Consider the following 12,197-nt stretch of genomic DNA (forward strand, 5'->3'; position numbering starts at 1 on the left):
AAGGATTTCTCCATGTCGACCAATGCCCTTTCCAAACCCCGCAGAAAGCCCATCACGGTGGCGGATCTGAACGGTCCGACCAAGGCCGCCATCACTTTTCTCTGCCTTGGCGAGCAGACCGGATCGGAACTCATGCAAAAGCTCGGCACCGCCGAGATCGAGCGTATCACCAGCGCCATGAGCCGCCTTGGCCCGATCCCGGCAGAGGTGGTGGAACATGTGCTTAGAGAGTTCACCCAAAAGGTGGTCAGCGGCACCGGATCGGTCGTGGGGTCGCTGTCGACGGCGGAATCCATGCTGCGTAAATTCATGCCCGAAGAACAGGTGTCCAGCATCATGGAGGGGCTCAAGAACAGCGAGCGAGAGAGCGCCATGTGGCGCGGCTTTGGCGCGCTGGATGAGACGGTGATCGCCAATTACCTCAAGGGCGAGCACGACCAGACCGCCGCGGCGATCCTCAACAACGTAGACACCGGCGTGGCCGCCAAGGTGCTGCCGCTGCTCGGCCCTGAGCGGATGCAGGACATCGCCGAGCGGATGATCGCGATGGAGGCCGTGCCGCTGCATATGATGCAGCAGATTGAAGAGACTCTGAAACAAGACATCCTGTCGAATGCGATGCACACGAATTCGGTCGAGACCCATCAGCGCATGGCGGATCTGTTCAACCAGTTGGATGTACAGGCTTTCGAGGACCTTTCCAGCGCGCTGGATGCGCGTATCCCCGATGCTTTCCAAGCCATCAAACAGCGCATGTTCGTCTTTGACGATCTGTTCAAACTGCCGATGCAGGACTTGGCGCAGGTCATGCGCGGGCTGGACGGGGCGACCCTGCCGATGGCCATGCGCGGCGCCAAGAAAGAGCAGCGCGATCACCTGATGGAATGCCTGCCGCAACGCTCGCGTCAGATGCTGATGGACGAGATGGCCGCCACCGGCCCCGTGCGGGGCCGCGACGTGCGCGCAGCACAGGCCGCCATGGTGGAATATGCCAAGAGCCTTGCCGACGAAGGCGTGATCGAACTGCCCTCGGCCGCCGATGACGACGAATTCATCGAATAGGGTGGATTAGCGGTAGACGCTTGACGCGCTATAGCCGCCGGTGATCGTGGGGATGTCGATGGTCGCGGCCGTAAAGCTGCCGCCCTGCCCGATGGAGACAGCCCCCTGCATCAGCGAAAGCACCGCGTTCGATGACGAAGAGACGCCTTCGACCGCATCGTAAATCGCCGAGAACCGCGAGACGAGCTTGTCGACCTCGGCGGGGTCTTTCAGCTTTTCGATGTCAAACTTCTGCTCGAAAAGCGCGATCTGGCGGTCGAGATCGACTCGGATCGCCTCATCCGGCACACCAAGGGCGCGGCGCATGAATTTGCCGAGGTCTTCGTCTTTCAACACGTCGAGCCAAGTGTCGATTTCCGAGGCTTTGGACTTAAACTCCAAAGCGATCCGCGCCCCTTCGTTGTCCTCTCCGGCAGAGTTTAGCACGACCCGCTCTTTGAACCGGTCGATCATCTCATCCTGCCAGCCAGTGCGATTGAAGTTAAAGCTCCGCCCGCCACCGGGGGCAAAGCCTAATGTATCGTACATATCTTTGATCTTCGGGTTGCTCAGCCGGTTCACCAGAGCCGAGGACTCATCGGAATTGCTCTCAAGCGTTTTGCGGATCATTGCCTTGCCGAAGATCTGATCCTCAAGATCAAAGGCCCGCATGACGAAAGTGTAGACTTCGGTATCGGCAACAAATTCCTTCGGAGATTTGATGTCGCCGATACGCTCTTTAAAAGCTTCGATCTGCCGGGCGTTCAAGGCATCGTTGGCGGCAAGGTCGAGCTGTTTGTCGCGCGTCGCGTCAAACAGCTTGACCGCCACCTGCGTGCCGATGCCGCCCAGCGAAATCATGCGTGCGCAGCCTCATGGTTTGACGCGGGCGGCACTGGCCGAAGCTGCATCAGCTCAGTCTCGTATTTCAGCACCGCGCGCAGCTCGCTCATTGCTTTGTAGAAATCGACCATGGAGACGAAGTTCGCCGCTTCCATGATCCGGGCGCGCATATCTGCGCCAAAGCAACAGGCCAGATCGGCCAAGCCCTGCTGGATCATCGGCATGATTTGATCGCGGGTGTCGGGACGGATCAGCGCGGTCTGCACCAGGAAATAGACCTTGGAGACCGGCGTGGATTCCGCATCCGGCTTCAGCAGATCGGATTCGCGCACGATGTCGGCGCGGTTCTCGACCGTCAGTGCTTGGCGGCGGTCCCCGTTGCGGATGACGCAGCCGTTCACGACCACACGTTCGCGGGGGCGGAGGGTGAGTTTCAGCATCTTACACCTCCTGCATCTGCGGCGCGGCCTGCCCGGCCAAACCGGCGGCGATATTGCCATTGATCTCGACAAGACCCGCCAAGCGGCCTTCGCCAGCCATCAGCGCGGTGCTGTGACGGTCCACCCAAAGCGCGATGGAAATGAGCGAGGCTTTCAGCCCGTCAGGCATCTTGTTTTCCGGATCGGACAGGTCAAAGCGCAGGGCCGACCAGAACCGTTGATTTTCGTAGATTGCGTCGCGCAGACCGGAGGAGAGGATGTTCAACCGCTCGCTCTTATCGTCTGTCGCATCAAAGCCTTGGCCCTTTTCGGCAAGGTCATGTGTGACGCGGCTCAGGATGCGGCGCTCGATCTGCCGCGGGGTTTCGCTTTCGCGAATTGTTCGTTTGTATGCTGCCAGCCCCATAGGAATTCTTCCTTGTTTTTATCGTTTGCTGCCTGCCAACCGCAAATTCTGAGGCGGTTGGATCGGGGCCAGAGCGCTAGGCTCCGGCCCCGAAAACCCTAATCCTTAACGGAACAGGCTCAGGATGTTCTGCGGCGCCTGGTTGGCAATCGACAGGGACTGCGATGCCAGCTGCTGCTGAACCTGAAGCGCCTGAAGACGGGCGGCTTCTTCTTCCATATTGGCGTCAACCATCGCGCCAACGCCGGAGTCGAGGTTGTCGGAGAGCTTGGTCAGGAATTCCTGCTGACGTTCAATCGACTTCTCGGACTGACCGAGGGAAGTCGCTGCGTCGACAGTGGCTTGGGTTGCGGTATCGGCGAGCGTCAGAACGTTGGCAAGGTATTGGTCACCGTCGATCGTGCCATCGGTATCGGCGTCACCAGTTGCAGCCGCCCGAGTTGAAAAGTCCGTCGCAATCGCACTAAAAGTCTCAAGTTGCTTGTTAAGGTCAACTGGCGAAACAGTGATTTTAGTGGTTTGCAGGGTGCCGCCTGCATCCCGGCTGATACCTGTAATGATCTGGCGGTCGGCTGCAGCCGCACTCGTCGAAGCGGTGGCGGTACCGCCATAGACATCCAAAGCAAGCGGTGTTGAAGCCGCAGGTGTGGCCGCGTTATCAGATTTGGCGGCGTTTACGAGGTCGTCCCCGTTAAAGGTCGACTGCGACATAATCGCTGCCATGTCGGCCACCAGACGAGTCAAGTCGGCCTCAATTTCGCCAAGACCACCCTTGTTTTCCTGGGCAAAGGCCACCTTGTCACGGAATTCCGTCGCCAGATCGGAGAACTGCTCTGCGCCAAGACGCGCGGTCGCAACCGAGTTCTTGGTCAGTGTCAGGCTCTCGTTCACGGCCTTGGTCATGCCGCTGTCGCCCTTCATGGTTTCGGAGATCGCAAAGTAAGCTGCGTTATCCTTACCGGAGGAGACTTTCAGACCGGTGGAAATACGGTCTTGAGTTTGATTGAGGCTCGAATTGACGTTCCGCAGAGTTGCGAGAGCGTTCATTGCGGAGGCGTTTGTGTTGATCGAAGACATATTCTTATTCCAGACTATTCTAGTTCGTTATGTCGTCTTTCTGACAACTGCGGGGCGAACCCGCTTGATTACGTTTTTACGCGAAAAACTGGCAACATTGAGGCAATTCAGAAACTTTTGTCCACGGTTGTCATCAGTGTTGCGCGGCTGTCACGTTTTGCACCGCTTCGGCCGTAAATGCCTGCAATGCTGTGCTTTTCCCGGATTTGGGAAACCTGTGAGATCATCTCTGACGTGGCTTGGCGGGCCAATTTCAGGTGGTGATGATCGCGCGCGATCAGATCTTTCAGATCGCGCAATTTATCTTTTCTGACCGCCTCGGGATCGTGGCTGAGTTGCTCTTCCAAAACGGCGGTGAGGCGGGCCTTTTCGCTGGCGAATTCGACCAGCTGGTTGAATGCTCCGCCCTCGACCGCGGCGATTTCGCGGCGCAGCAGATTGCCCAAGGCATCCACGGCGGCGAGTGCTTTGCGCGGATCGCTCATCGGTTGGCCCCCGTTTGATAGCGCTGCATCGCAGTTTCAATCGTGCGGGCGATTCCGGTGCTGTTCTGCTCGGCGATGCTTTCTCCGATCGCGTTGGACAAAAAGCTGCGCCAAGTCTCCTCGGCGTGGCCGCCGCCGAAGCTGCCGATGTCCACGGTCGAGAGCATTTCATCGACCATCTGGCCAAGGAACATGGCCTCGAACTCCTGCGCCTTTTCGGCGGTGACGGCATCGGCCTGCGGTGCTGCCGGTTTGGCCGCCGGGGTCGGCGCGGGGATTGGGAAAGATGCGAATTCCATGGCCTGCCCCTAGATGATCTCAAGGTCGGCATGCAGAGCGCCCGCCGCCTTGATGGCTTGAAGGATTGAGATCGTCTCGGTCGCGCCGACGCCGATGGCGTTCAACCCGTCGACCAGCCGTTGCAGGCTGACCGACCCGTCGATGACGGCGAATTTCGCGTCTTTCTCTTCGACGCCGACCGAGGAGTTCGGCACCACCACAGTGGTCCCACCGATGGACAGCGATTCGGGCTGGCTGACGTTGAAATCATCGCGGACGGTGACGGTCAGACCGCCTTGGCTGACCGCGACGCGGTCGATGCGGACATTGGCGCCGATGACGATGGTGCCAGAACGCGCGTCGATCACCACTTTGGCGACCTGATCGGGCTGGACTTGCAGCGGCTCAATCAGGGCCATCGTCTCCATCAACGATCCTTTGCCATAGGCCGATACGGTGATGGTGCGCGAATCGATGGCCTTGGCGACCGGGCCCATGGCTTGGTTGATCGCCGCCTCGACCCGTTGTGCGGTGACGAAATCGGCGTTGCGCAGGGCCAGTTTGATGCTGTTCATCTCGCTGAAGTCGAAATCGACCTCACGCTCGACGATGGCGCCATTGTCGATCCGCGCGCCTGTCGGCACCCCTTCGACGATGGAGGCATTCAGCCCCTGCGCGGCGAAACCCGCGACGGCGATCGGGCCTTGGGCCACGGCGTAGATCTCGCCATCGGCGGCGGTCAGCGGGGTGACGATCAGCGTGCCGCCGCGCAGCGATGACGCATCGCCCAGCGAGGACACCACCACGTCGATGGTGCTACCGGCCCGCGCGAAGGGCGGCAGGGAGGCGGTGACCATGACGGCGGCGGTATTGGCAGTGCGCATCTGGTCTTCGGTCAGGTTGCCGATGCCGAGACGCTCCAACATGCCTTCGATGGCGCGTTCGGTGAAAGGCGCGTTGCGCAGGCTGTCGCCCGTGCCGTTCAGCCCCACGACCAGCCCGTAGCCGACCAATTGGTTCGACCGCACGCCTTCGACGGTGACGATATCCTTGATCCGCACCTGTGCTGCCGCCGGCGCGGCAAGCGCGAAGGTGAGGCCGATCAGCAAAAGTTTAAACAGGGCGTTCATGGGTGGCGGTTCCGGTTAGAGGTAGTTCAGGAAAGACAGGCGCGAGAGCCGCGCGGTGATGGCAAAGCTGGAGTCGAGTTGGTTTTGCAATTGGGTCAGACGGGTGGCCGCGTCATATTGATCGACCCCTTCGAGGTTCATCACCTCTGCATCCAGAAACAGCGCCCGGCTCTCTTGCGCCGCGATCGTATCGGCCAGTTGTGCGCGTTTCAGGCCGGTTTGGGTTTCCAGATCGGTCAGCCCTTCCAGCCCCGCCCCGATGGCGCTGCGCGCCTCGTTCAGCCAAACATCGCGGGCGGCCTCATCGGGGATGTCGCTGGGGTTCACCGCGCTGAGCATCGCCAGCCCGCGGATCAGATCGCGGATCGCCGGGTCATTGGCTTGGGCGGTTTGGGTCAGGGTCTGGGTCTCGGAGGTGCGCGAGGTCAGCGGCGGATTGCCCGACGGCGCGCCGTTGTAAAAACTGTTCTCGAAATTGTATTTGAAGAACACCGAACTGTCGCCGAAGCCTGCCTTGAGATCGTCGATGGCGCGCTGCACATCTGCCACATCGGTCAGAGGGCCGCCGATCATGTGATCCACCGCAATGGCCGGGGATTCGCCGGTGCGCGGGTTGATCTCGTCCCATGCCTGCAGCGGGTTCGTGTCGGTGCGCGTGCCCGACATCAGGAAGCCCGAACTGTCGCTGACCGCCGCACGTTCCAACACCCGGTCAAGCGCCGTGCGCGCCGATTGCGACAGAAAGGTCGTCGAAAGCGCGCCCGCGCTGTCGGTGGTGAAGGCTTGTTCAAGCACCTCTTGGCCCACGTCGCGCATCGCCCCGAGCGATGTTTCCACAGCGAGGAAGCGGCGGTCCAAAAGCGCGTTGGAGGTCAGGAAACCATCGTTGCGGGTGATTTGCATCCGAATGGCGATGGCATCGGCAGAGCGATGGCCCAGATCGTCATAGGGGTTGGCCTTCAGCCCAGTCGTCACCTCTTTGGACACATCCGAGATCTTAGCGGCAAGGCGGCTGGTCTGTTCGCGCTGGCGCAGGCTTTGCAAAGCGGTGGAGACGGTGCGGGAAATCTCGGTCATTCTATCCTCACACGCTGGCCAGAAGGGTATCGAGCATATCGCTCAGGCTCGTGAGCACCTGCGAATTCGCGCCGTAGGCCTGTTCGATTTCCAGAAGCTTTTGCAATTCGGTATCGACGTTCACACCCTCGATGCTGCTGCGGTTGTCCTCGAAGGTGATAAGGCGCACGCGCGCCGTCTCGGCCTGTGCATCGGCCCCGACCCTCAGCACGTTCTGCTGGCTGACCAGATCGGCGGCGTATTCCCCCAGACGCGCATTGGTGCTAAGGCCCGTGGCCGCGTCAAAGGTCATGCCCGTTTCAAGCACGTCGACGAAGGCGTTCAACTGGGTGGTGTCGCCCGGCTCTCCGGGAAATGTGGCCCCGACGCCATCGCGCAGCCGCCAAAGCGCGCCGCCCTTGTCGGGCTGGACTCTGTCATTGAGCGCAAGCCGCCCGGCCAGACCGTCCAACTGCGCCGGATCGAAAGCGCCGCCCGCATCGGTGAACAGCCCCGGCTGCCCGGCCCCGACAGAGGCATCTGCGGCCTCGAAACTTTGCACCAGCCCGCGGGCGAGTTCATCCAATTGCAGCTTCATCTGCGGCAGGTCATTGGCGATCAGCCCGCTCAGCCCCGCAAGGCGGCCATTGTCGGACCCGCGCGCGGTGGGGCTGTTTGGCGTGATGTCGATGCCTCCGGCCATCAACCGCCCCGTCTCGGGGTTGGCGCTCAGCCGCACGGCGGTTTCACCAAAGACCAGTTCCGTGCCGCCGGTGGTGTGCAGCGTCAGCGTGCCATCCGCTTCCCAACGGCTTTGGAAATCCATCTGACTGCCCAAAACATCAAGGCGGCGGTTCATCTCATCCATCAGCCCGCTGGTGCCGGTGGGGTCGGTCCCGGCAAGGGCCAGACGCTCGTTCAAGGCGGCGATATCCGAAAGCGCCGCATTCACCTCGGCCACGCTCGCCACCAGGCTGTCACCGGCCCGCGCGCGGCTGGCCTCAAGCCCGACGGCGGTCTCGTTGATGCTGTGCACCAAGGTCTCGCTGCGCGATAAAAGGTCGTTCTGCGCGGCGGGGTCAGAGGGGTTGTTGGCCAAAAGGTCGAGCCCGGCCTGAAACTCCGCCAGACGGGCAGCGGGGGAGACTTCATCGCCCGGCTCGCCCAGAGTGATCAGATAGCTGCCAAGTATCTCACTGGTGGCAGAGGCACGGCCGAGTTCGGCCGAGGCATTCCGCGACATGCCCGCAAGACGTTCATCCACCTGCCGCGCGATGCGCAGCTCCACCGTGCCACTCTGACCGTTGGTCGTGACCTGCGCGGCCTCGCGGCGGACGTAGCCTTCGGTTTGCGCATTGGCGATATTGCTCGCAACGAGGTTGGCGCGACCCTCGGTCGTGCTTAGCCCGCTGCGGGCAATGCTAAAGGCAGATGAGATGCTCATTCATGCACCGGGTTAGCGTTTGATGCTTAGCGTTTCACTCAGCATCTCATCGCTGGTGGTGATGATCTTGGCGCTTGAGGAATAGGCCCGCTGTGTCTGGATCAGGTCGGTCAGCTCTTCCGCGATATCCACGTTGGAGCCTTCGAGCGCCCCGCTGTTGATGCTGCCCAGACCGTTCAACATCGGGTTGCCGAGGCTCACCGCGCCGGAATCGCGGGTCGCGATATAGGCGTTGCCATCGACCGATCGCATCTGGTCGGGGTTGGCGACATTGGCAAGCGGCACTTGGAAGAGCGCGCGGCGCTGGCCATTGTCGAAGACACCGTAAAGGATGCCGCTGTCGCTCATCTCGGCCCGCTCAAGGCTGCCGGTCTCGGTGCCGTCATCCGAAAACGCGGGGGGCGTGTAGTCGCCGGAAAACTGGGTCATACCCTCAAAAGTGCCGGGCGCGCCGAAGTCGATCTCAAGCGGCTGCGGGGTGCCGCCGTTGTTGATTTGCAACGTCACCACGCCGGTCGCGGGATCAATCGGGAGGGTGCCGGGCGTGTAGCTCGCCGGGCTGCCGGCATTGACGCCGCTGTCGGTGAAATTCACCGTCGCATCGCCATAGTTGTTGCCGGCCTCATCGGTGATGCTGACGGTCCATTCATTGGCCGTGGCCCCCGGTGTCCAAGACAGGTTGAGCGCATCGCTGCCGCCCAGTTGGTTCACATAGCGCAGGGTGGATTCGAAGGCCGTGCCGGTGGTACCAGCGCCGGTTTCCTGCGCGGGGACATTGCCCGAAACGCCGACGCGGGTGCTGGGCGTGCCTTGGACCTGATAGCTCGCCACATTGACGGTGCTGAGGTCATTGTAGCTGGTGCTGCTGACACTGCCCGTGGCGCCACTGGCATCCGTGGGAAAGCCCGACAGGAAGTAGCCCGCCGAGTTGCGCAGGTTGCCGTTCTGATCCGGGGTGAAGGAACCGGCGCGGGTCAGATAGTAGTTGGATTCGACAGGATCGTTGGGGTTGCGCGAGACGACGAAGAAGCCGTCGCCCTGCACCGCCAAGTCGGTCGCGCGCCCGGTGCCCATGATATTGCCATTGGCCGAGATATCGGCGCGCACATCCGTCAGCACCCCCGCCTGTGTGGACCCGGTGTTCTGCGTCACGAATTCCGAGAAGGTCCGCCGGTAGCCCACGGTATTGGCGTTGGCGATATTGCTAGAGATATTCTGGACGCGGGAGGAGTTGGCCTGCAACCCGCTGACCCCGATTTGAAGGGCGCTTGTAATGCTCATGACTTGATCCTGCTCGTTCTTGTTATTCTTGACTTATACATGAGAAAGCCGATTCCCCATGACTAAAGCAAGAATAAAATTTGTATTTGATATTTATGTCACTGACTTTCCTTGACGTCCGTGACCTTGGTCACGGCCTCTAGGATACGGTCCGCGCTCTCCATGCTGAGCCGCATCACGTCTGATCCCAGCGGCCCCTCTTCGGCGGGGCGCGCGCCCAGCCCCGTGGCAATCTCGGCCCAGCCGGGCAGGTCGGCCAGCGCGGGAAAGGCCGTGGCGGCCCTTGCCACCGTGTCACTGTCGCCCACCTGATAGGCGGCAAGGGTCAGGCGCGTGGCATCGGCAAAGGCGAACTGCTGGGGATGGGCTTCCCACATCTCTAGATAGGCCAGCCGGGCCGCGCCCCATTTGCCGGTCTCGTAGAGGGCCACGGCGCGGCTGCGGCGCAGGTCCATGTCTTCGGCGCGCAGGCGCAGGGCCGCGAGCTCATCCGACCGGCCCGCCTGCGCCAAGGCTTCGACCAAAAGCGCTTCGGCCTCGGCGCCCTGATCGTCGGCATAGCCGCTGAGCAGGTCCACCGCGGCATCCGCCTGCCCGCCCGCCAAAAGCGCGCGCGCCTCGCCCCGCCGCAAATCGGCCAGAAGGGCGGCATTGGCCGCAGCCGTGCCGACCCCCTGCAAGGTTTCAGCCATTTCGCGAAGCGCGCGATACTCCCGCGCGGCAAGGGCGGTCATCCCCGTATCCAACAGACGTTGCGGCACGGCCATTGCCTGGTCGACAAAGCCCGGATCGAAACGCCAGCGGGCGCTGATACGGGTATGCCCCTCAAGGAATGGCCCGAGGTCGATCTCCCCCGCCGCCCCTGCGGCATAGAAGGCCCCATAGATCGCCCGCGCCTGCGCGCGCAGCGCCTCGGCTTCCTCTTCAGGGGCCGTGCGCAGCAAATTATGCAAGGCCCAAAGGGCGGTATCGGTGTCGCCCTGCTCTGTGGCGACCTCTGCCAAAAGCTGCGCGCCTTCGCGCCCGAGGGCATCCCCGCTCCACGTCCAGCGCGCGGCTTGGAGCAGCGACAGCGCGTCTTGCCCCGGCAGGGTCTCGGTCTCGCGCCCTATCCGAACCAGCGCGAGCCGCGCCCGCTGTGCATAGGCATCGCGGCCCTGCGCGGCTTGGGCATAGCCATCGAAAGCCATCAAAAGATCGCCCGACACCTCAGAGGCGCGGGCCAGAAGGTAGCGATAGGCGGGGCCATCGCGCAGCTCGGCATGGTCGGGGAATTGCGCGGCCAAAGCCTGCGCCACCTCCCAATCCTCAGCCTTCAGCGCCGCTTCGAGCAGGTCGGGCAGAACGGCGGCTTGAATGGCTGGCGACAGGTCAGCGAGGCTGTCCAAGGTGCGCGGCATCAAGCGCGCCGCCTCCTCTACCGCGCCCAACCGGGCAAAGGCCGCCGCCCGCAGGGCCTGCCCCTGCCCCCAGCCGACGGACCATGACACCGCCTGCCCCAGATCGCCGCCTGCGCCTGCATCGAGCAGGGCGAGCGCGAGGCTCAGGGTCCGGTGCCGCCGCGCCGCATCGCCGGTGAGGGTTTCGGCGTCGATCGCCTTCAGAAAGCTCGCCGCCTCGGGGCGCATCATCCAAGCAAGGTGCAACTCCGCCAGCCCCAGCAACACCTCGGCCCGCGCGGGTTCCTCTGACCCGGAGACTTCTGCCAGCCGCGTCATCAAGGCTTCGCGCGTGGCGAGGAAGTCCTGCCCGCCCTGCTCGGCCAAAGACAAAGGCGCAAAGACAGCACCCTCTTCCGCTGTCGCGGGCGGGGCCAAGAGCAAAGACAGGCCAAGAACAATGTTGTGCAGATGCTTCATTATATGAATAGATGCACTTTATTCTTGTAAAGATCCATTCTTTATTTCACACTGATCTTCACAATGTCACGCCATCCTTGCCCAAACTGAGGCCCGCCATGACGGAAACCAGCCATATCAGCATGTCGCTGGCGACGTCCCTCCAGCGCCAACTCGACATCACCGCCAACAATATCGCCAATGCCAGCACCGCGGGCTACAAGGGCGAACATGTGGTGTTCGAGGCGCTGTTGCAGGACAACACCGCGCTTGGCGACGATCAGGCGGCTTTCGTCAGCGATACCGGCTCTTACATCGACACCCGCCCCGGCGCGCTGTCGCAGACCGGCAACCCGCTGGACGTGGCGCTGCATGGTGAGGGCTGGTTCAGCTATCAAACCGCCGACGGGCAGCAAGCCTTTGGCCGCGACGGCAGCTTTGCCATCGACCCCGAGGGCAATCTGACGCTGTTGTCGGGGGCCAAGGTGCTCGACGCGGGCGGTGCGCCGATCCAACTGCCCCCTGCGGGCATGGGCGATATCAACATTTCCGAAGATGGCACCATTTCGGGCAGTGAGACTGGCCCGTTGGGCCGGATCGGCGTGTTCGATATCCCTCAGATTCAAAGCTACAAACGGCTGGGCGGCGGCATACTTGTCGCACCTGAAGGGGCCGCCAAACCGGGCGTGGCCGAAGCCGTGCAGGTGCGCCAAGGCACGCTGGAGCTAAGCAACGTGAACCCGGTGCGCGAGATGACGCGGCTGATCGACGTACAGCGCGCCTATGAGCGCACCAATACCATGCTGGGCAATGCGGACGACCTGCGCCGCGACTCGCTTAAACGGATCGGACAGGCGGTCTGACCCGGCATCCGTAA

General features: G+C 62.2%; 13 protein-coding genes. 2 read left to right on the forward strand and 11 right to left on the reverse strand.

Features of this window, described 5'->3' with window-relative positions:
• Positions 1-12 precede the first annotated feature (12 nt).
• A complete protein-coding gene (locus ACGYK7_RS03860; RefSeq protein ID WP_394399173.1) occupies positions 13-1,062 on the forward strand; it encodes a flagellar motor switch protein FliG in 1,050 nt (349 codons plus the stop codon).
• 6 nt (positions 1,063-1,068) lie between these two features.
• On the opposite strand, the gene ACGYK7_RS03865 is transcribed toward ACGYK7_RS03860, so the two are convergent.
• The 11 genes from ACGYK7_RS03865 to ACGYK7_RS03915 all read right to left on the reverse strand — a co-directional run bounded on the left by ACGYK7_RS03865 (position 1,069) and on the right by ACGYK7_RS03915 (position 11,341).
• Positions 1,069-1,902 (reverse strand): DUF1217 domain-containing protein, encoded by an 834-nt coding sequence (locus ACGYK7_RS03865; protein WP_394399175.1) that lies wholly within the window; start codon positions 1,900-1,902, stop codon positions 1,069-1,071.
• The gene (locus ACGYK7_RS03870) at positions 1,899-2,324 is read right to left on the reverse strand and encodes a flagellar biosynthesis repressor FlbT (RefSeq protein ID WP_394399177.1); all 426 of its coding nucleotides are present in this window, start codon (positions 2,322-2,324) and stop codon (positions 1,899-1,901) included. Before ACGYK7_RS03870 ends, ACGYK7_RS03865 begins: the two co-directional genes overlap by 4 nt.
• Position 2,325: 1 nt before the next feature.
• A complete protein-coding gene (gene flaF, locus ACGYK7_RS03875; protein ID WP_394399179.1) occupies positions 2,326-2,730 on the reverse strand; it encodes a flagellar biosynthesis regulator FlaF in 405 nt (134 codons plus the stop codon).
• Between the two features lie 105 nt (positions 2,731-2,835).
• Positions 2,836-3,807, reverse strand: a complete 972-nt coding sequence (locus tag ACGYK7_RS03880) for a flagellin (RefSeq protein WP_394399181.1) — start codon at positions 3,805-3,807, stop codon at positions 2,836-2,838.
• Positions 3,808-3,914: 107 nt separating this feature from the next.
• Positions 3,915-4,292, reverse strand: coding sequence for a hypothetical protein (locus ACGYK7_RS03885; RefSeq protein WP_394399183.1), 378 nt, complete (start codon positions 4,290-4,292; stop codon positions 3,915-3,917).
• Positions 4,289-4,591, reverse strand: coding sequence for a rod-binding protein (locus tag ACGYK7_RS03890; RefSeq protein WP_067262376.1), 303 nt, complete (start codon positions 4,589-4,591; stop codon positions 4,289-4,291). Before ACGYK7_RS03890 ends, ACGYK7_RS03885 begins: the two co-directional genes overlap by 4 nt.
• A gap of 9 nt (positions 4,592-4,600) precedes the next feature.
• On the reverse strand, positions 4,601-5,701 hold the full coding sequence (locus tag ACGYK7_RS03895; RefSeq protein ID WP_168612836.1) for a flagellar basal body P-ring protein FlgI: 1,101 nt from the start codon (positions 5,699-5,701) through the stop codon (positions 4,601-4,603).
• A gap of 15 nt (positions 5,702-5,716) precedes the next feature.
• Positions 5,717-6,778 (reverse strand): flagellin, encoded by a 1,062-nt coding sequence (locus ACGYK7_RS03900; protein WP_394399185.1) that lies wholly within the window; start codon positions 6,776-6,778, stop codon positions 5,717-5,719.
• A 7-nt stretch (positions 6,779-6,785) separates the two neighbouring features.
• Complete coding sequence (gene flgK, locus ACGYK7_RS03905) at positions 6,786-8,201, reverse strand: flagellar hook-associated protein FlgK (protein ID WP_394399186.1); 1,416 nt, start codon at positions 8,199-8,201, stop codon at positions 6,786-6,788.
• Between the two features lie 12 nt (positions 8,202-8,213).
• Positions 8,214-9,482 (reverse strand): flagellar hook protein FlgE, encoded by a 1,269-nt coding sequence (locus tag ACGYK7_RS03910; RefSeq protein WP_394399187.1) that lies wholly within the window; start codon positions 9,480-9,482, stop codon positions 8,214-8,216.
• Between the two features lie 98 nt (positions 9,483-9,580).
• Positions 9,581-11,341: a hypothetical protein gene (locus ACGYK7_RS03915; protein ID WP_394399189.1), complete on the reverse strand. Its 1,761-nt coding sequence runs from the start codon at positions 11,339-11,341 to the stop codon at positions 9,581-9,583.
• A 98-nt stretch (positions 11,342-11,439) separates the two neighbouring features.
• Between ACGYK7_RS03915 and flgF the strand changes: the two genes are divergently transcribed.
• Positions 11,440-12,183, forward strand: a complete 744-nt coding sequence (gene flgF, locus ACGYK7_RS03920; RefSeq protein ID WP_394399191.1) for a flagellar basal-body rod protein FlgF — start codon at positions 11,440-11,442, stop codon at positions 12,181-12,183.
• The last annotated feature ends 14 nt before the right edge of the window (positions 12,184-12,197 follow it).

It is taken from the genome of Sulfitobacter sp. 1A15299 (assembly GCF_043556915.1).
Lineage (GTDB): Bacteria > Pseudomonadota > Alphaproteobacteria > Rhodobacterales > Rhodobacteraceae > Sulfitobacter.